Origin of the sequence: Alkaliphilus pronyensis (assembly GCF_009017275.1) — a bacterium.
In the GTDB taxonomy this organism is placed as follows: domain Bacteria; phylum Bacillota; class Clostridia; order Peptostreptococcales; family Natronincolaceae; genus Alkaliphilus_C; species Alkaliphilus_C pronyensis.
The window spans coordinates 41,336-63,582 of the sequence record NZ_WBZC01000027.1 but is presented as its reverse complement, the minus strand read 5'-3'; the positions used below and the strand labels follow the sequence as shown (position 1 = coordinate 63,582).

21 protein-coding genes are annotated in these 22,247 nt (G+C 30.6%); 16 read left to right on the top strand and 5 right to left on the bottom strand.

All coding sequences use genetic code 11. The features are described 5' to 3' along the window. Positions 1 to 340 precede the first annotated feature (340 nt). On the top strand, positions 341 to 1,306 hold the full coding sequence (locus F8154_RS08815; RefSeq protein WP_151861248.1) for a hypothetical protein: 966 nt from the start codon (positions 341 to 343) through the stop codon (positions 1,304 to 1,306). 62 nt (positions 1,307 to 1,368) lie between these two features. On the opposite strand, the gene F8154_RS08810 is transcribed toward F8154_RS08815, so the two are convergent. The 4 genes from F8154_RS08810 to F8154_RS08800 all read right to left on the bottom strand — a co-directional run bounded on the left by F8154_RS08810 (position 1,369) and on the right by F8154_RS08800 (position 3,637). Then, positions 1,369 to 1,947, bottom strand: a complete 579-nt coding sequence (locus tag F8154_RS08810) for a hypothetical protein (RefSeq protein ID WP_151861247.1) — start codon at positions 1,945 to 1,947, stop codon at positions 1,369 to 1,371. A 76-nt stretch (positions 1,948 to 2,023) separates the two neighbouring features. Then, positions 2,024 to 2,176 (bottom strand): hypothetical protein, encoded by a 153-nt coding sequence (locus F8154_RS15070; protein WP_192930216.1) that lies wholly within the window; start codon positions 2,174 to 2,176, stop codon positions 2,024 to 2,026. A gap of 449 nt (positions 2,177 to 2,625) precedes the next feature. Continuing rightward, entirely contained in the window at positions 2,626 to 3,276 is a 651-nt protein-coding gene (locus F8154_RS08805; protein WP_151861246.1) for a tyrosine-type recombinase/integrase, read from the bottom strand. 49 nt (positions 3,277 to 3,325) lie between these two features. Beyond that, the gene (locus F8154_RS08800) at positions 3,326 to 3,637 is read right to left on the bottom strand and encodes a JAB domain-containing protein (protein WP_151861245.1); all 312 of its coding nucleotides are present in this window, start codon (positions 3,635 to 3,637) and stop codon (positions 3,326 to 3,328) included. 231 nt (positions 3,638 to 3,868) lie between these two features. Between F8154_RS08800 and F8154_RS08795 the strand changes: the two genes are divergently transcribed. From F8154_RS08795 to F8154_RS08755, 8 genes are all read left to right on the top strand, one after another. Next, positions 3,869 to 4,273 (top strand): tellurite resistance TerB family protein, encoded by a 405-nt coding sequence (locus F8154_RS08795; RefSeq protein WP_151861244.1) that lies wholly within the window; start codon positions 3,869 to 3,871, stop codon positions 4,271 to 4,273. A 324-nt stretch (positions 4,274 to 4,597) separates the two neighbouring features. Beyond that, complete coding sequence (locus F8154_RS08785; RefSeq protein WP_151861243.1) at positions 4,598 to 5,800, top strand: hypothetical protein; 1,203 nt, start codon at positions 4,598 to 4,600, stop codon at positions 5,798 to 5,800. Then, entirely contained in the window at positions 5,782 to 6,378 is a 597-nt protein-coding gene (locus F8154_RS08780) for a hypothetical protein (RefSeq protein ID WP_151861242.1), read from the top strand. Before F8154_RS08785 ends, F8154_RS08780 begins: the two co-directional genes overlap by 19 nt. Before the next feature lie 2 nt (positions 6,379 to 6,380). Further along, the gene (locus tag F8154_RS08775; RefSeq protein ID WP_151861241.1) at positions 6,381 to 6,728 is read left to right on the top strand and encodes a hypothetical protein; all 348 of its coding nucleotides are present in this window, start codon (positions 6,381 to 6,383) and stop codon (positions 6,726 to 6,728) included. Positions 6,729 to 7,384: 656 nt separating this feature from the next. Then, a complete protein-coding gene (locus tag F8154_RS08770; RefSeq protein ID WP_151861240.1) occupies positions 7,385 to 8,554 on the top strand; it encodes a hypothetical protein in 1,170 nt (389 codons plus the stop codon). Positions 8,555 to 8,568: 14 nt separating this feature from the next. Beyond that, the gene (locus F8154_RS08765; RefSeq protein ID WP_151861239.1) at positions 8,569 to 10,266 is read left to right on the top strand and encodes an ATP-binding protein; all 1,698 of its coding nucleotides are present in this window, start codon (positions 8,569 to 8,571) and stop codon (positions 10,264 to 10,266) included. 15 nt (positions 10,267 to 10,281) lie between these two features. Beyond that, positions 10,282 to 11,844, top strand: a complete 1,563-nt coding sequence (locus F8154_RS08760; protein ID WP_151861238.1) for an ATP-binding protein — start codon at positions 10,282 to 10,284, stop codon at positions 11,842 to 11,844. After that, positions 11,844 to 13,712, top strand: a complete 1,869-nt coding sequence (locus F8154_RS08755) for a hypothetical protein (RefSeq protein WP_151861237.1) — start codon at positions 11,844 to 11,846, stop codon at positions 13,710 to 13,712. The genes F8154_RS08760 and F8154_RS08755 overlap by 1 nt, the downstream gene beginning before the upstream one ends. Positions 13,713 to 14,494: 782 nt before the next feature. Here the strand turns inward: F8154_RS08755 and nhaC are convergent. Beyond that, complete coding sequence (gene nhaC, locus F8154_RS08750) at positions 14,495 to 15,880, bottom strand: Na+/H+ antiporter NhaC (RefSeq protein ID WP_192930215.1); 1,386 nt, start codon at positions 15,878 to 15,880, stop codon at positions 14,495 to 14,497. Positions 15,881 to 16,064: 184 nt separating this feature from the next. Between nhaC and F8154_RS08745 the strand changes: the two genes are divergently transcribed. The 7 genes from F8154_RS08745 to F8154_RS08715 all read left to right on the top strand — a co-directional run bounded on the left by F8154_RS08745 (position 16,065) and on the right by F8154_RS08715 (position 22,221). After that, positions 16,065 to 16,499, top strand: coding sequence for a hypothetical protein (locus tag F8154_RS08745; protein ID WP_151861235.1), 435 nt, complete (start codon positions 16,065 to 16,067; stop codon positions 16,497 to 16,499). A gap of 21 nt (positions 16,500 to 16,520) precedes the next feature. Beyond that, a complete protein-coding gene (locus tag F8154_RS08740) occupies positions 16,521 to 16,922 on the top strand; it encodes a hypothetical protein (RefSeq protein ID WP_151861234.1) in 402 nt (133 codons plus the stop codon). A gap of 258 nt (positions 16,923 to 17,180) precedes the next feature. Then, the gene (locus tag F8154_RS08735) at positions 17,181 to 18,437 is read left to right on the top strand and encodes an NAD(P)H-dependent oxidoreductase (RefSeq protein ID WP_243141212.1); all 1,257 of its coding nucleotides are present in this window, start codon (positions 17,181 to 17,183) and stop codon (positions 18,435 to 18,437) included. Between the two features lie 321 nt (positions 18,438 to 18,758). Beyond that, positions 18,759 to 19,151 carry a GntR family transcriptional regulator gene (locus F8154_RS08730; RefSeq protein WP_151861233.1) on the top strand — a complete coding sequence of 131 codons (393 nt, stop codon included), beginning with the start codon at positions 18,759 to 18,761 and terminating at the stop codon, positions 19,149 to 19,151. Positions 19,152 to 19,153: 2 nt separating this feature from the next. After that, positions 19,154 to 20,257: a DUF1648 domain-containing protein gene (locus F8154_RS08725; RefSeq protein ID WP_151861232.1), complete on the top strand. Its 1,104-nt coding sequence runs from the start codon at positions 19,154 to 19,156 to the stop codon at positions 20,255 to 20,257. Positions 20,258 to 20,302: 45 nt separating this feature from the next. Continuing rightward, positions 20,303 to 20,983, top strand: a complete 681-nt coding sequence (locus F8154_RS08720; protein ID WP_151861231.1) for a response regulator transcription factor — start codon at positions 20,303 to 20,305, stop codon at positions 20,981 to 20,983. A gap of 2 nt (positions 20,984 to 20,985) precedes the next feature. Beyond that, positions 20,986 to 22,221, top strand: coding sequence for a sensor histidine kinase (locus F8154_RS08715; protein ID WP_207706866.1), 1,236 nt, complete (start codon positions 20,986 to 20,988; stop codon positions 22,219 to 22,221). Positions 22,222 to 22,247: the final 26 nt, after the last annotated feature.

Genomic DNA, 22,247 nt, shown 5'->3' with positions numbered 1-22,247 from the left:
ATTTAATCTTACCATAAACACTGTGGTTTCAAAGGAGTAACTAAAATGGATGGTAGTATTTGTGTAAATACAATTTTTTTCAGGTATATAAACGATACTAATAGTTTATAAAAAAAATATTAATTCAAAGGGTCTAATAGGTGACCCTTTTTTCAATTTCAAAATGAAACATTTATGTTTCTACGGTATATCTTAATTTTAATACGTTAAAAAAGGTATTAAAGTAATAAGAGATTTTATACAGTTGGTTAATCACTACTTGATAATGTACTAGTTCTTGATGTAACATTAAGAGAGGAAGTTGCTATGTGTAACAATTGATTATTAGGAGGAAATTGTTTTGACAAATAAAGAAGCCCAACTAAATGATTGCTTTACATTTAAACAGCTAGAGGACTTTTTTAAAAAATACCCTATTCATGACCATATTGCAGGTTCACATAGAGTTCATTATCATGATATAGGCACTTATATTATAGCATTTAAGCATTATATCAATACTGGCGAAGACGTTATGCCAGACTATTTTAAAATCAGCAATGTATTATATTCTTTAAGAGATTATCTGTCATATGTAAAAGATAATTATCAAGACATTGATACAGATGTTTTAAAAGATGAAATAGAATACTTGCTTAATTACAATTGGTACTGGGATATTGATTCTTTCTTAAATAAACTTAGAATAACAAAAGAATTCTTAATAAGAGAACTACTGGAAATTAATAATGGTTTTAGAAAGCATAATAAGATACAGGAGATTAAGGAGCAGAATGAGTTAGATGAATATATTAGAAGGTACTACAATAAATCTAAAGCTCCAAGAGATGAAATAAGAAATTGCTTGTATAGTATAGAGAAAGAATCATTAATCAGTAAAGATATAATAGATTTAAGAAATATTAAATATCCAATTATTTTGCTTTTATATTTAAATAATCAGGTAGTTTCAATCCATAAAGTTACTCATAGTCTAGAACGGGCTATGGCCAATTACAAATCAAAAAAAAGTTTTGAGTTTTACCGTTATAAGTATTTCAATGAGGAGATTATTAATGATGTCTTTGCAGAAGGAATTGTTAATTATAATCCTGTAAATATTAGTACTAAAGCTATAACTTTAAGTAATACGATTTATAGAACTTTAAATCATGTAAAGAAAAGATATAAAAATGAAATAGATTTAAGAAAAATAAAAAAAGTTATCGATAAGTATAACCTTCCTCTATACAATCTTAAGAATGGATCACAGGTAGTAGATAAAGACTTATTTGATAATGCGCTAAGACTGTATTACAAAAGATAAACTATTATAAAATACCACTCCTAAAATGGATAGTGGTATTTTAATTTAAAAATTGTACTAAACTACGAGGATAACTCTGACTCTTTAGAACTAACTTGAACTTTGTGACTTTCAGGACTATATAATAATTCTATTCTGCTTATATCTTTAGTATTAACAGCCACCCACTCATTAATAATATCGGTGTTATCAAATATACATTTTGCATCATAATTATAAATTGTGTAATTGCTTAAAATTATATAGTAATTTTCACGATTTTCCTTTTCTTCATATTTCCGTAATTTACCTTGATATATAATTTGATCGTTAGGCAAATAAATTCTAATCCATAATCCAAGTCTTAAATCTACCAAATCATCCCAGATACTAGCTCTAAATGATCTATTAATACCAATTTTACCAAGTAGAACACAACAAAGTTCACTTTGAAAAAACTGAGCCCATAAATACCCTATAATTAAAGAAACAAACAATAGAATTAATACATGAAAGTGGTTATTTTCTAAGGATAGGTTACTAGTAAAGAATTTAAAAACAAGATTTACAAGTATTATTAAAAAATAACTTAAAACAATACTCTTCAGAAAAATATCACCTGTCTCTTTTTGTTTTCTGAAAGAATAAATGATTTTAACCATAACGATAAGTAACCTGGCACTATATAAATCACTAGTTTAGGTAGAACGCTAATTATCTCATGTATATTTTCTAAGCTCATTTTGTTGTTTTGGATTGTGATGGTGGATTAGATGGTGGATTAGATGGTGGCTTAGATGGTGGCTTGTAAGATGCTGGTGGAACTTCTTTACTACCTCTTTCATTAATAGGCTTTCTCTCAGGTTTAGATGTGGATTTATTGTTTTCCATATTATCACCTCCTCGTTTTGATATTCTACATTATTAATAAATATCCTACAAAAAACTTTCGCAAATTTCGACAACTGGTAAAGATAAAATAATTGAAATAAATAGAAAAAAAGATAACTTATTTTGAAGATTTTATTGGGGACTAACTGGGGACTAAAATTAAAAACAGTCCCCAAAATTTAATATATTATAGGTGAAATAATGTTCTAACAATCTAGTAATATCAATATATATAATAACTTACGTTAGTTTACAATAATAAAAAATTTAGACTACGAATCAGAAGGTCGGGAGTTCGAATCTCTCTGGGCGCACCAGTAATTGCAATAGTCTCATGATTTAATATCATGAGACTATTTTTGTATTACTACTACCTTACTACTACCCACTAAAAAGGAAGCAATAATTATGTACTAGTTAGTTTTTAACTGTCTTGAATATTTTTTGTGTTAACTAATTTTATCATTAGTAGATGCTTTAAATAAATCATTAAGCTTCTCAATGGATTCTCTCTTCTTATCTGGTAAAACATGTGAGTAAATATCTCCTGTAACACTAATACTAGAATGCCCAAGGATTTCTTGCATTACTTTTATCTCTATGCCATTTTCCAATCCTCTAGTTGCAAAAGTATGTCTAAGAGCATGTATATTGATATTCTCATTAAGGCCAGCTTTTTTCAATAGACTTTTAAAAGTTCTAGTGAAATTTTCAGGGTCAATCGGCCTACCCAGTTCAGTAGCAAATACTAAATTATTATATTCGTATATGTCTTGAGCGATACTTTGCTCCTGATGTTGAATTTCCCTATGCTGTAATAATAGAGACATTACATCTTGAAGAATTGGTATAGTTCTGTTGCCCTTATCAGTTTTAGGGCTTACATATATAAGTTTAGTTTTAGTATTGGAGTTTTCTTCAAATGTATTAACCCTTTGAAGCGTACGACTTATTCTAATAGTCCCTTCATCACTGCTGACATTGTCCCAAGTAAGTGCTAATAACTCACCAATACGACATCCTGTTGACAATAATATAATAAAAGCAGCCTTTAATCTATGTCCATCTAAAACCTCCATAAATGTATTTTGCTCCTCCATTTTTAAAACCTTTATTTCTTTTTTATCCTTTTTCGGCAGTACAGAATGCTTAGATGGATTTCTTTGAATTATAGTGTTTTGAGGCAGAATTTGATAAAATAGCAGTTTTAAATACTTCTCTAGGATGAACTAAACTACTATTTAGTGTACCAATACTGCATACATTAATACATGAAGGCTGATTCTTAGTGTCCAAGCATATAATGATGAACTCGTCCCTGTCCTTATTCTCTAAAAATTGCTTGAGTAATTTAACTACATCCACAGGAGATGTAATAGTTCTGGGAGAATAGAAAATACTAGATTCTTTACACATCTTAAGACTAACGATGTCAATTTTTTTTCGTAATTCTTCCTTCATTCTTAGAACTCCTTTCTTGTGTCATATTCAAGGATATAATATATAACCAAAAACTACTAAAATAACATTAGAAAGTTAGTTTTGAGATATGAGCCTATCCTCTTCTCTGCCTACTATTATAAAATATGGAAAAAAGTATATAAAAGAAGGATTTTAATGTAATAACTCGAAATAATTAACTAATTAAGAAAATTGTAAATTAGTAAAACAAATATTAGAGGAGGTTATATTTTGTTTGTAAATACTTTAACTAAAAATGAAAAAAAGGCTTTTCTAGAGATTGCGCATATAATAGCCAAATCCAATGGTTATGTAGATGAAAAAGAGCAGGCTTTACTAGATCAATATGCCCATGAAATGTATATAATTGATGAAGACGTGTACCAACTTCAGAATATTTCCTTAGAAGAAGTGTTAGCTAACATTGAAAGTGAGCAATCAAAAAGGGTAATATTTTTAGAATCAATTGCCTTGGCTTTTGCTGATGGAATATATCATGAAGAGCAGAGAAATATTATTAAACAAATAAAAGACACATTTGGTTTCTCAGATGAAATTTATAAAGAGTATAAGCAATGGGTGATAGACATAAGTAAACTTTATGTTAAAGGATTTAATCTAGTTGCTGGAGAATAGTTATCCATGTAAGTATTGCGGTAACTGCTGTCGCAATATTGGTGATATTAGTGTATTGTCTCAATTAGACAGAGGTGACGGAATTTGTAAGCATCTATATGGAAACCTATGCTCTATCTATTACGAACGACCAATTTTTTGTCGAATTGATGAAGGATATAATAAGCTCTACGCCCATTTATTAAGCAAAGAGGAATATTACAACATAAATTTAACTGTTTGTGAAAATTTGAATAAGCAAAAACAAATCTGAGTACTAAACTTTGGCAGAAGCAGAAAACGATGTGTTAGCAAAAAGAACCCTGAAAGAAAGGGGAAATATCATTGAACGATAATAAATTAAACGATTTTAGTGAAAATATAGATGAGATGTTAAAAGGTCAAGATGATTATCTGAAGAAACTAGAGCAAGAGTACAAGATAGAAAAAGAAGCGACTATTCAAAATTTTAACCGAGAAAAGAGCTTACTGAAAAGCGAACTAGAAGCTTATCTTACTTCAAATATTATGATTCCCCAGATTCCAGCTTTAGAAATAGATAATTGGCAGCAGATATGTAAAGAATGGCCTGAAATGAATTATGATTTATTTCCGAGATGGAAGAGTGCTGATATACCTGTAATGGTGATTGTTGGAGCTATTGGGGCTTTAATTAGCAATCAACTATTCGAACCTTTTAAAGACATTCATGACAAAAAATGGGCATATAAAGATTTTTATCATGGTGGACATAAGGGCGAGATAATTGATGAGATGAGGGGGAAATTCCATCGACTAAAACACGGGCACGACCTTTTTAATCCCATGGAGGTTAATTGGGACGAGTATTTTCCTTCTAGTTCCCCCAAAGCAGTTATAGGTAAGAAGATTTTTGCTTGGCTAAGACACTTATTTCAAGATACTTTTTCATCGGAAGGAATACCTTTGCCTGGGTCATCATATTTACGAAATACTATTCTAGATGCAGCAAATTATGATATTTATAAGACAGTTTTAACTATAAAAATGAGGGATGTGAGTACAGCGGTTTTTGTTCCACTTGCTATGACTGCTTACATTTACGGCACTGAAAGAGATAATAAAGAAAAGTTTTTCAATTATAGATATACTACTTTAACAATTGGAGCTTTGGCGATTTCTGTAATTATAGGTCTATTGTTACAGCCTCCATCGTTCAATCACGCGGCTTTGCTAGCGATGATACCGTATTTAGTGACTTTGTTTAAAGTTAATCAACGAGTAAATAGATTATTAGAAGAAAGGTTTCGGATTATTGGTAATAATGACAAAATACTGGAAAACCAACAGCAAGTATTAGTTAAAGGTTATAGGCAAATAGACTTAAACCAACAGTCGCTAAAGGATAGCTTTAATCAGCTAAAACGTATAGCTGATAGTAGTCATTTGTTAATTAATACATGTTTTGAAGAATGCAACTCTATTTTGGAAGAGCAAGAGGAGTTTTTGCGAGATTTGGAAGAGAAATTTATAGAGGAGGAAAAGGAATTATGCCTATACCAATATTAATAGGAGCCGTAGCAGTGGCTAAAACAGCGTTAGCAACTAAAGCTGCAATAGGAATAGGAGCTGCTGTAGTTGCCACAGGAGGTACTGCTGTTTACATGAGCTCTCAACATAAGGAAGAAGTTTCGAGGATGCAAGATAGAATATATCAGCTACAGAAGGAACTAGCAGATAGTAGAGAGAAAGAAAAAAACTTACAAGCCAAGATTGTTGAAATTCAGCAGGAACAAGAAAAACTAACTAGAGAAATCGCTGAATTAAATATGAAAACAGAAGAGTACCAAGAGAAAATATCTGCCATTTCAGCAGAACTAAAGAAAAATGATAGTCGGTTTAGGAGAATAATTGCCACTATTACTTTTAGATTAAAACAACTAGAAGAAGAAAATCAAAGACTAAGTAATAAATTAGAAGATGAGAATAGAGAAAAATCACTGGCAGAAGATAGAAGAAGTAAAACAAGTCAAAACTTAATTTCTCTTAAGGATAGAAAAGAAAAGTTAGAAAACGAGCTAGGAAATACGTGTAATTTAATTTTATCAATAGAATCAGAAATCAAAGATTTGAAGCAAGTGATATAATTATGAAAGACTTAATATGTATTGATAGAATAGAACGTTGGACTGGACTAAACCCATACCACCCAGATGATATTGATTATGCATATATGACTGAGGAATTAGTTGAAGAAATAGTGAAGTTAGTAAGGGTGAGAGTGAGTAGAAACTCATATTTAGATGAAGTGCTAGAATTCATTAAGTTTTATGAAAAAGCACACAGACAATTGTTATTAGGCGAAGTAGTTACTGATATTCAAAAACAAAGAGCAAATGAATGGGCAAAGGATTTTAGAAATAATCATGGACATTGGTTTCATCAAGATCCTGCCTATGACGAGTTTTACAGAATATTAAATAGAGGAAGTTGGTAGTATATAAACCAACTTAGCTTTGTTCTGAATTGCTAAATGAATATACATAAACTCATAGTGTTTATTAGGAAGAGTCTAAATTGTTTATGAATACACAAAATAGATACTAAGTAGTTAGGCGACTATTTGGCGACTGATAATATATGATGATAATTTAGAAGACTATAATATAATACATTTTAGGTATGACAATTATGTAATATAGTAGACTTCAATAATTAATAAAAATCCCATAATAACAGATAGTACATATTCAACCGTAAATCGGACATTCGAGTTGTCTTAGGTGAGCCAGATGAAATGAAAAAACTCCAATGATTCAATAGTGTTGGGGTTTTTGACATTTTTGGAGTAGGAGGGTGATTGTTGACCAATTATTGCCCAAGTGGCTACAAACTATCTAATTAAAGTACTTGATTAGAATTAGATATTGCTTAAAAGATAATAACAATTGAAGGATTTTACATTTAAACAAAGAAATATAATAAGATGATTTACGATATTAGTCGCTAATTAATTTATATTAAAATTTATCACTTTTAGAAATAGTTATATTTAAGCATAAAGCTGTCAAAACATATTAGTGAGATACTTCATAAGGTGGACAGCATACATGAGTTACTATATAGCTTGATTAAAGAGAGGTGTTAGGATAGATGAAGAATAAGTTAACTGTCATAGACATTATTGCTAAGGAGACCCAAGGTAAAAGATATAAGTCTCATAGATATTGTCATGACATAATAAACCCTTCTTCAATTGAGTATGAAGAAGAACGAGAAGTTGTTTGGAAAAATTTTGGTGAAACAACTAAACCTCAAAAACCTATAAGCTTAAAAGAAAGAGCAGACAAGTTAATAGGGCACAAATCTATCTTCACATATTTTTTAGATGGTTCAAGACACACATACAAGGTTGATGATATTTCTTATGAGAAAAATGTTTTTCCTATAATTGCAGGGCAAATAGGAGTTGGCTGTTGTAAAAGAATAGATAAAATGATGATAAAGGAAAAGATAGAAAGAAAAATGGTAATAGTGGTTCCTCGCAATGCTAGTAGTAGCGAATGGGGAATGTCTAATTTTTGTGAGGACTTACTTAAGAAAATAAATAAAGATAAAAAAATCGTAGCAGGGTATCAATTTGATTTTAATAATGTTCTTTATTATAAAAAGCCAACTTCAGATGATTCGCCCGAAAAAAAAGGGATTGCAGTTATCCAAGATTATATGGTAGAACTCGAGAAGAATGCGGTGGCGGAATTAGCATCTGAACATAAACTTAATCAATATAATTGGCTTATAAAGGATGGGTCATTAGAGTATAAGGTTGTATCCGATAAGAAAGGTATGAAGGGTATAAATTTAAAAGATAAACATATAAAAAATCATTATAAGTACGTTTTAGGTGTATCTAAGTCTTTTAATCCTACAAAATGTCTAGTCAAAGGTGGTAAGTCTAATTCTGACATTATAGCCGGTTTGAAACTTTATGAGAGAACACCTGCTTACATGTATCAATCTAGCATTGCAGGTAATGTTTACTTTGTAGTATGGTATATCAGAATTAGACAACCTGAATATACAAGAAATATATTTGATGGTATATTGAAGGTAGAAAAAATTGCGATCAAGGAAATAGAAATTGAAAATGGCGTTGATACTGACCTTATTGATCATATTTCAGCACATCTAATTAATGAAAGAAATCCTGTATGTTATGGTCACGATACTAGATGGGCCAATCATTTATATCCTATATACTTAACAGAAGCTTTTGTTAAGAGCAAATATATAAGCAATAATCTATTTATGCAATTATTTTAGGGTGGGGTGAAAAAATGAGTTTAATAGGAAAAGTAATAGCAACTGAAAAAGTTCCTACTACAATGGATGAGTTTGGATTTTGGACAAAAAAAGACCTGATATTGAATCCTTTTGATGTAGTAAAGGTTGACCATGTTAAAGATAGTGCTACATACGCAGTTATAGAAGAAATATCACATATTACTGATTCAGCAAGTTTTTTGTCTAACTTTATATCGAATGATTTTGGTGAGGTAACAGCAGAAGAGAGTACTATGAGGATAGGAATGAACTATGTAAAAGCAAAAGTTGTAGGAAATGATAAAAACATATTTATACCAGTTCAAAGCAATTCTAAAGTCTATATGGCTACAAAAGAAGAAGTTTCTTATGCATTAGGCTTAAAAGATATAAAAAATCCTTTAGTATGTGGTTATCTAGAGATGTATGAAAACACTAACGAAAATAGTAAAATTGTATTACCTGTACATATAGATTCTAAATTCTTGATCGGTCCTGAAGGCGCCCACCTAAACATTTCAGGTATTTCAGGGCTAGCATCTAAGACCTCTTATGGTATGTTTTTATTAAAAGCTATTCAAGATAAATGTTTAGCACAAGTTGAAGAAGAAGCAAATGACAATACTGCATTTGTTGTATTTAACGTTAAAGGGAAAGATTTATTAGCTATAGATGAACCTAACGAGTTCAATGATTATGACAATATGGAGAAAAATAATCAAGATGAGGAAGAAGTTAAAGAATTATATAAAATGTTGGGATTAACTACGGAACCATTTAAGAACGTTACTTATTTATACCCATGTTCTGGTGCGAGGGTTTTAAATACATATGCTGATAAGTATCTACTTGATAAGCAAATAGCTCAAAAAAAAGCTTTTAAGTATAAATTTGAATATGAATATGATAAAGATAGCTTAGATTTAATGTTTGCCAATGTTGAGGATAGTACACAAACAATGGATTCAATTTTAAATTATATTATTAATGGTTATGGTAACTTCGGTAGAATTGAAGGTTGGTCAGATTTTATAGAAGAGCTTGATAAAATGTGTGAAAGCGGCAATAGTTATCAGCAAGGAAAGGAGATAACTGTACAATCCTGGCGGAAATTTACTAGAATGATAAAGAAATCAATCATGAACAATGAATTGTTTTCGCCAGTAAAATCTGCTAGTAGTGAGATAAGAATTGCTGAGAAAATTTCTGAAATTAAGAAAAATGATGTTTTTGTTGTAGATATTGCAAAGCTTAATACTGATATGCAAGCATATGTTTTTGGCAATACAATACGAGAACTATATAATCTACAACTTGGGGAAAAAGAGTCAAATGGCAACGCTCCTTCAAAAATTATTATCTTTATTGATGAATTAAATAAGTTTGCTTCTAGTGAAGTGCCAAAAAACTCTCCGATTCTAAGACAAATATTAGATATAGCAGAAAGAGGAAGATCTTTAGGAGTTATCTTATTTGGTGCAGAGCAATTTAGAAGTGCAATCCATCAAAGAGTTACAGGTAATAGCGCAACAGCTGCCTATGGTAGAACTAATGCTATTGAACTAGCTAAGGGTGATTATAAGTACGTTCCAGCTGTTTATAAAAGCATGATGACAAGATTAAAACAAGGTGAGTATATTATACAGAATCCTATATTTAGATCACTACTTAATATAAAGTTTCCAAAGCCAATATACAAACAGTTTAAATAAAGGTGGTATGAGAAAATGACAAAGATAAAAATAGGAAAAAATGTTATTGAAAATCTTACTACTGGAATGTATGAGGATTCGAAAATTATATATAGGGAGTATATCCAAAATGCAGCTGACCAAATAGACAAGGCTAAAAAGAGCGGACTATTTGTTGGTGAAGATTTATATATAGAAATACAAATAGATGACAAAAAAAGAAACATATCCATTTATGACAATGCTACGGGAATTAAAACGTCAGATATAGTAAAAAAGTTAGCTGACATAGCTGATTCAGACAAAAACAAAACTGAAGACAAGGGTTTTAGAGGGATAGGTCGATTAGGAGGTTTAGCATATTGTGATAAACTAAGATTTATAACCTCTTATAAAGGAGAAGATAAAAAAACAATAATGACATGGGATGCTAAAAGGTGTCGTGAATTAATTGATGATAGTAGTGTCAAAAAAAGTGCAGAGGAAATATTAGAAGAAATTATAAGTTATGAAACTCTCAAACATGATAAAAATGATCATTTTTTTACAGTAGAGATGCTTAATATTAGAAGCGAAAATAGTGAGTTGCTAGATGAAAATAAAGTCTGTCAATACATAGCATGGAATGCACCAGTTCCTTATAATATAGATTTCTTATTTACAAGTAAAATTAAAGACTATATTAATTCAAGAGGGTATAAAGTTGATGAATATCAAATTTTAGTTAATGGTGATGATATTCATAAAAGATATAAAGACAAACTATATGAAAGCCAGACTTACAAAATGTATGATCAATTATACGATGTTGAGTTTAAAGAATTACATAATAGTAAAGGTGAACTTCTAGCCTGGATATGGTTTGGTGTAAGTGGTTTTAAGAAGAACATACCTAGTTCATCAAATGAAATGAAGGGAATTAGATTACGCAAAGAAAATATTCAAATAGGTGATGAAATTACACTGGATAAGTTTTTTAAGGAAACTAGGGGTAATGGCTATTATGTAGGTGAAGTGCATGCTATACATAACGACTTAGTGCCTAACGCAAGACGAGACTATTTTAATGAAAACAATACAAGAGTAGAGTTTGATACTGAATTAGAATACTTTTTTAAGAACACATTACATTATGTTTATCATGATGCAAATAAAATCAAGAACTCGTTTAAAAAAATTCAAACATATGGAGAAAAAACCAAAGAATTTGATACAAAACCCTTTATTAATAAGGATGAAAAAACCAAACTTCAAGAAGAACTAGACAAAATGGCAGAAGATGTAAAAAAAGCTCAAAAGGAGATTAAAAGGTATAAAGAAAAAGCAGAGTCTAATAATGTGCTTAAAAGAGTTATGAGTGTTTACGAAAAAGAATATGCTAATCCAATCGATTATTTAAGGGAAACTGCTAAAGAAATTGATATATTAGAGACTGAAAAGAAAGATAAAAAAGAGATTTACATTACATCTGAATTGAGCAAATTGAATAAGGGAGAAAGAAAAATTGTTGAGAAAATTTATACCGTTATAAAAGCTATGTTAGATCCCAAAACTAGTGGAGAGTTAATAAATAAAATACAGAGTGAGTTGAAAAAATAATGAGCAGGAAGGTATTACTAGTAGAACCCAATTATAAAAATAAATATCCACCTATAGGCCTTATGAAGCTAGCAACTTATCATAGACAATTAGGTGATGAAGTGATTTTTTATAAAGGTGAATTTAGGGAATTTATTGTCCAAGGTATATATGAAGAAGTGGTAGAAAAATTGTACAATATTGATAATAGAGTAGAATGGTTCAGGCTAAAAGATAGGATTAAGCAATTCATAATGAGAGGGTTTTATGATGACTTAGACTTTTTAGCTTCTCAATCAGAGAGTAATCTTGTTTCTCAAAACTTAATATACTACAAGGATTATTACAAGAAGAAAATATATTTAGATGATCCCAAATGGGACAGGGTATGTATTAGTACTTTATTTACATTTCATTGGAAAAAGACGATTGAGACTATAAACTCATTTAAGCAGCTATGTAAATATCCTAACCAAGTATTCATTGGTGGAGTGGCAGCTAGTGTATTGCCAATCGAAATAGAAGAGGCTACTGGTATAAAACCTTGGATAGGTTTATTAAATACACCTAGAATTTTAGACGATAATGAAATTGTTATTGATAACTTACCATTAGATTATTCGATATTAGAAGAAGTTGATTATGATTATCCAGAGAATAATGGGTATTATGGATATATGACAAGAGGATGTGTTAATAAATGCTCTTTTTGTTTAGTACCTACAATAGAACCAACATACTGTGAATATATAGGAATACAGGGTCAAATTGACTATGTAAGAAATAGATTTGGTGAAAAAAGGAATTTGTTACTATTAGATAATAATGTTTTAGCATCGGAAAGATTTAATCAAATTATAGACGAAATTAAATTATCAGGTTTTGGTAAGAAAGAAATGTTTATGGAACCTAATAAATATGAGATTGCAATTAAAGCAATTCAAGATGACTATAATAGTAGAGCATATATAAAGTCTATAATTAAACTATATAAGCAATTAATGACCAAACTACCTATAGAAGATCAATCTAAAACATATGAATTGTTGAAGCAATATAATTTGCTAGATGAAGTTACAGCAACCAAAGCTAATATTTTGGACACATATGATTATTTTAAGCCTCTATTTGATAAAAAATATATAATGCAAAAACCTAAGGTTAGGCATGTTGACTTTAATCAAGGATTAGATGCGAGGCTATTAACTGATGATAAGATGAAAAAATTATCAGAAATTCCTATTAACCCATTAAGGGTTGCTTTTGATACATGGGGAATGAAAAATATTTATGAAAAGGCAATTAGAACTGCTGTTAAATATAATATAAAATCAATGTCTAATTACTTGCTTTATAATTATAAGGATAAGCCCGTTGATTTATATTATAGGCTTAAACTAAACATAGATTTATGTGAAGAACTAGGTGTTACTATTTATTCATTTCCTATGAAATATCATCCAATAGATGATCCTGAATATTTTGCAGATAGATCGTATATAGGGGAACATTGGAATAGAAAGTATATTAGGGCTGTTCAAGCAATCTTAAATTCCACAAAAGGGAAAATAGGAAAAGGTAAAGATTTTTTTGAAGAGGCGTTTGGAAGAAATGAAGAGGAGTTTGAGAAACTATTATATATGCCAGAAACTTTTATAATATATAGGATGTATTATAAAAACAATGGAATTACCGATGAATGGTGGAATAAATTCAGAAGATTATCTCCTGAACAATTGACGATCGCAAAACATATAATTCATTCAAATGATTTTCAAAATGTTAAAGAACAAGAGTTAGAAGCAAAAATCCAAGATGTTTTGTACTATTATTCAATTAGACGAGAAGATGCTGAGAAGGAAATGTTGGTAACAAGTAATATGAAGTAAGTTATCAAACATAGTTAATTACCAAGGTAGAACTGTTATTTATTAGTCTAAAAATAGTTTTTTTATGTATTTCATTGTCAAGTTAAGTTGGAAGCCTAAAATGAGAGGTTATCATAGTCATCATAATTTTGGTAATGGTGAAAGATTTAGGTTAAAAGGAAAATGCATCATATAACCTTAGAAAAACTGAATAAAAGAGGACTATGGTATATAGCTTTAAAGATTGATTAGACAAACAGGAAAAGGGCTAATATCATTAATCAAGTAAAGATAATGCCACAAAAATAATAAGCTAACTACAAGAACCTTAGATGTTAATGACATTATCTTGACTCTTGTTATTCTCATTATAATTTCAAAAAAATAGTAATTTATTGATTTGGCTGGGCAATATTAATACTGCTACCATACTACTAACACGATAAAAAAATAAAATGTCTGAAGTTATAAAATAAGACATCAACATTAGCAAACAGTGATAAATACTATAATATAATATCTAAGAAAACAGTGAGAGATATTAGTCCTATATCTACGAATCAGAAGGTCGGGAGTTCGAATCTCTCTGGGCGCACCATAATATATAACCTGCTAACTTAATAGTTAGCAGGTTTTTGTATGTACATCTATTAGGACACAATCCATTTTTTATCTCAGAGGCGTTACTAATACTTACGCTTCTTAAGCGGTTGCTAAGTGTAACTAAGCTTAAAAGTAAGTGGAATTAAGTTTTCTTTATGTTTTTCAGCCGAAAGCTTCTCTTTAAGGGGATTTTTAAACTTTTAATCTTCCTTCTCCATAGTTATATTAATATATCCAAATATCCCTGTAATGATAGGTGTAAGCCAACATATGAAGGCATAGGGGGCAAAGGCAAATGGGTAAATGGAGGTAACAGAGTAAATAAAAGCACCACTACTATTCCATGGTATTAAAGGTGCCGTCAAGGTTCCACCACTTTCTAATGCTCTTGTTAGGTTTTTTAGACTTAATTTAAGCTTTTTATAGGAGCTTTCATACATCTGTCCTGGAATAATAACCGCTAAATATTGATTGGCACTAAAGATATTAATAAATATAGATGTAAGTAAAGTAGTTATTATCAAATGACCTCTGCTGTCAACAAGTACTGTCATTTTTTTTACTATTGATTCAAGCATTTTACATCTATTCATAATACCTCCGAATGCTAAGGATAAAATTGCAAGAGCAACTACTGAGTACATGCTGGACATCCCCCCACGAGATAGAAGCTTGTCTACTTCTTCTAAGCCAGTTGAAAGATGAACTCCATTATAAAGGATGTTAAAAAAATCTCCCATGCTCTTATCTTGAATAAAAAGCTGCATTACACCACCCAATAGAACACCTGTAACAAGACTAGGAATAGCAGGTATCTTAAAGGCGATTAGAATAATAACAATAACTGGCGGAAGGAAAAGCCAACCTGAAAAGGTAAAATGCTTTATAATTTCCTTTTGATACTTGGATATAAAAGCAGTATCACTGCTTCCTTCAACCAAAAACAAGCCTAATATGACATACATAATTAGAGAAATAATGAAGCTTGGACCTGTCGTATATAACATATGCTTAATATGTGAGTATAAGTTTACTCCTAATACAGAGGGTGTAAGGTTAGTTGAATCTGACATTGGAGACAATTTATCACCAAAAAAGGCACCCGAAACGATAGCTCCAGCTGCTGCTGGTGGCGGAATCTGCAAGCCTTGACTAATACCAATTGCTGCCACCCCAAAGGTACCAATTGTGGTCCATGAGCTACCTGTAATTACAGACATAAAGCAACATACAATAAAAATTGAAGGTAAATAAATTGATGGTACTAATATATCAAAACCATAATAAATTATGGCAGGAACAATACCGCTGGCAACCCATACACTTATGAGCATTCCAATAATCAATAGAATAAGAAGAGAAGGGATAGCTCTACTAATACTGCTTATATAGCCTGACTGAATGAACTTCCATGAAAAACCATGAATGTAACCAATAATACCAGCTGTAATAGCTCCTAGAAATAGAGGGATATGAACCTTAGTTTCATAAATAAAAACCGATAAAAAGAGAGCTATACACACTACAAATATAGGTATTAGAGAGATAACCACAGAAGGTGCTGGTAATTCCGTTTTGTTTGTCAAATAAATCACCTCCTATACTTTACTTAATTTCAGCAACATTACTAATACTCCTTTCTCTCTATTTTTTTGTTACCACAAGTGGTGCTACAATAAACATAAAACAAAACTATAATTATATATAAAGGATAAGCACTAATAAAATAGAATAGATACTTAGAAAAGAATAAACCATGGAGGCAATAAAATGCATATTAAAAGTAGAAATAAAAAAACAACATATTTATTGATATTAATTGCTTTTGTAGCAGCACTTCTTTACTTAACCGTAGGGCAAAACAATTGGAATTTAAAATATTTATTTAATCAAAAAACCATATTATTGGAAGGAGAGCTAACCACCGAAAAAGGTGAAATAACAATATATCCCAAAGCAATGATACTTAACCATAAGGGTATAATTATTAAAGTAGATTATGGGTTATCTAAAGAGCTTATTGAAAAGGGTTTTTCTTTATCAGCCTCTAGGTTACCTAATCTGGAGCTGGAAAAAAACCCTAAAAATACAGATTCAGGATCAACTTATTATTCCTCTGGTGTAATGCCCAAGACTTCACATTTGAGATATGATGGTAATAGCACTTACTTAGAATACTTTTGTTCATATAGACAACTAGATTAAAGAACTGGTGACAGCTTGCAATTGAACTTTTGTTCTGCAGATTTATTAAAGAAAATTGAAAAGGCTTATTCTATAGAGCTAAATAAGTGGCAAAATATATCATTAGATAAACTTACAGAATATAGGATACGTGTAGTAAGAGAAGGCGAAAACTCAATACAGATTGATATTACTCTTGTTGGAAAAACAGGACATTTTATGTCGGTTGCCGATAGAGTATATAGTGTTTTAGATGATCAAATCCTCAAAACTATTGGTGGTGGTGGTGGAGGCTCAGGACAGCCCAATTACTATAGCTTTACTGGTAATTATGAAGTAGAGCCCTTCTTTTTCAAAGGAGATTATTATGTACATCTAGACTATCTTACAATGGAGATAGGGCCATATACCCATAACCATCCTCGATTGATGCTTATTAAATAAGGACATAAAAGTCAATAGCATAACATAACTCATAAATGGCTGAGTCGTTTCTTGTATCTGACTAGAAGATATTAGGTCTTAGTGAACTTGTTATGTTTATAAAAGTATATAGTATTTATAGTAGTTTTAGGGAATTAAAGGGTTGATTTAGCCCCAAAATTCATCTTTAACAAATAGATTATAATAATAGGATTATCGAACTTAACTATAATGATAACTGAAATTTGTTGTTTATGTAAGGTTTTGAAGTATTAAAGCATGAATAGAATAATATATTGGATAGTTTTCAATTATAAAGGAAGAAGGAAGGAGATTAGAATGAAAACAGTGTTTGATTTGAGAGAGAAACAAGATGGAGAAATACTGGAGGAGATTTCAAATCTTTATGATGAACCTTTGAAGGTTGTTAGATTAGGAAATAAATCCATATCTTCATGTATTGGATGTTGGAGTTGTTGGCTAAAGACCCCTGGCAGATGTGTAATGAAGGATCAAATGGTTAAGTTCTATCAAGACTACTTAAATAGTGATACTGTAATTTTACTAATGAATACAGCCCAAGGATTTATCAATCACAATGCCAAAGCTTTTTTTGACAGGACAATTCCCCACTATCATCCCTATATAGAAATTATTGATGGAGAATGTCATCATGCTGCTAGGTATAAGGACTATCCAGATATGGTATTTTACTATGATATTGAGGGTTTAACAAAGATAGAAGAACAGGTTATTGAGGATTATTTATATCGTACAGCCTACCATTTTAAATCTAGAGCATATCGCATATTAAAAGACGGTAATGTTCACCTGCTTCCACTGAAATCAAGGAAGGCTAAAAATCAGGTCTTGTCCTTTGGGTCAATTGAATCTATCAAAAAACTAGTGATTTACAATGGTTCCCCTAGAAGAAGTGGAAGCAACTCCTCACTTATTTTAAAAAAAGTTAGCGAAAGTCTAGCTGATAGGGTTGAAATTCGTGATTTGAATGAAGAAAATAAATGGAAACAGTGGATAGAAGCTTTTAAAAGTGAAGATCATGTCATGTTTTTCGTGCCTCTATATGTCCATGCAATGCCTTCCCATGTCATGGAGTTTATAGAGAAGCTTCAAGTTTCTAAAGGAAGTTTAAGTTTCTTTATACAATCTGGTTTTCCTGAAAGTAGCCAATCCCACTTTCTTGAGGCATATTTTCAGCAGTTGGCTCTTAGATTGGGAAGAACTTATATTGGGACAGCCATTAAGGGAGGGGTAGAAGGGTTGCAGATGAAATCAGCTAAGGCGCAAGAAAAAATGATAGTACCAATTGTAAGGGCCATTGAGAGCATAATGCATGAAGGGTGTTTCAACCCAGCTGATATTGACAAATTAGGCAGACCAGTTAGATTTGGAAAGGTTGCGAATATTATTTTTAAGATAATTAATAGGATTGGATTAATAAACTTTTATTGGGATAAACAACTTAGAGAAAACAATGCATATGAAAAACGTTTTGATCGTCCTTACATAATCTGAAGTCATTAGGTTTCCTCATATCAAGTTTGACGGACACAGAATAGTGACTGTATATTTAAGTCATGAGGGGATTGAAAATGACAAATTATAATACTAGGCAGGAAGATAATTTAAAGCTAGTGCAGTAAAAATTGTACTAGCAAAAGCAACAAAAGAAGCTAAAGTATTAGTAATGCTTCTGAAATAAATAAACAGGTTGGCTACCATTAAAAACACTTAGTTGGTAGCTATCTTATTTTATGCTCTAGCTATATATGATGTTGTTTATTTTATATGACTGTTATATAATATGTCTAACAGTTATAATTAGGAGAGGATAAAATGCTTCTACAAATACAATTCGAGTCAGAAATACCAATATATCAGCAAATTAAGAATCAAATAATTAGGGGAATAGCAACAGGTGCATTGCAGCAGGGTGAAGATTTACCTTCTGTTAGACAATTGGCATCAGATATTGGCATAAACTTTCATACAGTAATCAAAGTCTACAATCAATTGAAACAAGAAGGCTGGGTTATCATTCATAGAAAAAGTGGAGTAATGATTAATCCTGATTTAAACCTTACTAAAACACCAGAGTATATGGAGCTTCTTGATGATTTAATGAAAACCACCACAGCAGAGGCTTTTATGAGGGGACTCACTAAAGAAGAATTTATTAATATTATAGAAAAAAACTATGATAACTACAAAACACAGGGGGGAAAATAAACATGTTTTTATTTGTGTTTCTATTAAATATATTTACAGTCTACATACCGTTTCTATTAATAGGTTATTTTATGCCTAATTTTATTAGAAAAACCCTACTTTTTGGTGTGGCTATTCCAGAGGAGGCAAGCAATAGTCAAGAAGCTAAACAGCTGACAAAAGAATATAAGAGAAACTACCTATTAACAACTATCATAATAGCATTTGCTGCCAATATATTGGCCCTCATCAATAACAATACAGATTATTCCATGTGGGGAATATTGCCATTAATTATTTCTATGATGCTTAATTATGTATATATCCATAAGAAGGCTAAAGAGTTAAAAAGAGAGAAGGGCTGGACTGCCAATAAAAAACAGGTGGTTATTGTTGATACCTCCCATGCAATAAATAGACACTTGTTGTCATTACATTGGTTTTGGATACCAATAAGTGTATTAATACTTACTTTGTTATTTACCATGATACAATATCCTCATTTACCAGATAAAATACCTACTCATTTCGATTTATATGGAAATCCTACCACCATTAAAGAAACAAGCTTTACAACGGTTTTTCTTTTACCATTAACACAAGCCTTTATGACAGCAATGTTCTTTTTTATTTCTAAAATGATACAAAGGGCAAAGCCTAGTATAAATCCAGCTACACCTAAAACCTCAGCTATTCAAAATAAATTAGCTAAAAGATATTGGATAATTTACATGATAGTTGTTTTAATAGTTCTAAATGTACAATTTGCATACCTTCAGTTAAATGCTTTAACAGTTATTAAACCCTCAATGACAGCTTACATTTTAATACAAGGAATTACAGTTATTATAGCAATCTTTGGTGCCATTTTTGTTGCTTTTAAAACCGGTCAGAGTGGAAGCAGAATAAAGGTTAAAGAAACAGAAGAAGCAAATAATAACACTATTGATAGAGACGACGATAGATTTTGGAAGCTAGGTGTAATCTATTATAATCCACATGATCCTAGCTTGTTTATTGAGAAGAGGTTTGGTATTGGGTGGACTATTAATTATGGTAGGCCAATGGCAATAATAATAACTTTTGCTTTGCTTGTCGTGATAATTGGAAGTTTAGTATTGCTTTAATTATAATTAAAGGTTTAGTAGTCTAAAATTTCTTTGAGGTGAGTTATGGAAAAAATATTAGTTGTAGAAGATGATAAAACCATTGCAATGGGTATAGAATATTCTCTCAAGCAGGAAGGCTTTAAAACGACTATTTGCCATAATGCTGGCGACTCATTCAAGACTATAAATTCAAATGAATATGATTTAATCATATTGGATGTATCGTTACCTGATGGTAATGGATTTGAATTATGCCAATTTATAAGAAAAAAAAGTGATGTGCCAGTGGTTTTTCTCACAGCATGTGATGAAGAGGTAAATGTTGTTATGGGTTTAGATATGGGGGCAGATGACTATATTACCAAACCCTTTAGAGTAAGAGAATTAATATCTAGGATAAAGAGTATTTTAAGGAGATATAGTAAAAAATCAAATAGCAGTGATCTTATTTTTATTGGAGATATTACTATAAATACAGCAAATGCCAAGGTAGTTAAGGGGGAAAGGGAGATACCTTTAACTGCCTTAGAATATAAACTATTATTGACACTTACTAGCTATGAGGGTAAGATTCTGTCCAGAAACCAAATTCTTGAAGGAATTTGGGATGTTGCAGGTGACTTTGTTAATGACAATACCTTAACAGTATACATTAAAAGGTTAAGAGAAAAGATTGAAGATGACCCCCAAAACCCACAAATTATAAAAACCATAAGGGGTCTTGGGTATAAGGTGGGTGAATAATCATGAGTATTTATAAAAATTCTGAAGTGAAAGTGTTATCTGCAATACTTTTTATTGCACTAATCATTTCTATTGGTTTATCAATTATAGTCTATTACTCTAGTATTGAGTACTTTAATAGTACCGTTAGAAAAAATAACGCAGCTATACTAGGTGCAATAGTTGAGAAGTATCCTGAATCAGAGACTGACATAATTAATGAAATGGTAAATCTTAATTATAGTAATGTTGCAAAGGGAGAAGCTATATTAGCTAGTTATGGATTAGAGGAGGATGAAATATTTCAGGAGATTACAATTTTAAAAGGTAATAGTAACAATAATTTGTTTTTGATTATCCTATTAACCCTGATAATATACACAACATTAACAATTATTTTTTTTGTTTTTGTTAAAAAACTCTTTATTAGAGTAAATGAAGTGACAGATTATGTAAAAAGTATTCAAGGGGGAAATTATAACCTTGATATTAGAGATAACTATGAAGGAGATATTAGTATATTAAAAAATGAAATTTATAAAATTACAACTATGCTAAAGGAGCAGACGGAAAAACTTAAACTGGATAAAATCTCTCTAGCTAATTCTTTAGCAGATATTTCACATCAACTAAAAACTCCAATGACATCAATGTATGTACTAAATGATTTATTATCAAATAATCCAGATGATGATGTTAAAATCAAGTTTCATAATAAAATAAGAAATCAGTTAAAAAGAATGGAATGGCTTATTACCTCATTATTGAAGATTTCCAAGATTGATGCAGGTACTGTTACTATGAAAAGAGAAGAAGTTAATGTTAAAGCCTTAATAGATAAATCACTAGAAGTAGTTAGTATTCCACTTGATATAAAAATGCAAACGGTAGAAATAGAAGGTATAGACAGGTGCAGATTTATTGGTGATTTTAATTGGTCATGTGAGGCTGTAATAAACATACTTAAAAACTGTATAGAACATACTGATGAAAATGGGATTATAAAAATTTTCTTCGAGGAAAATCCAATATACACATCAATCATTATTTCTGACAATGGCAAAGGTATTGCTAAAGATGACATACCATACATATTTAATAGATTCTATAGGGGGAAAAATGCAAGGGAAGAAAGTGTAGGTATAGGACTGGCAATGGCTAAAGCTATAATAGATGGACAAGGTGGAGATATAACAGTAGAAAGTCAGATTGGAAAGGGAACACAATTCATTATTAAGTTTTTTAAAGCCTTTAAGTAACGATATATAACCAGTATGACTAAAAT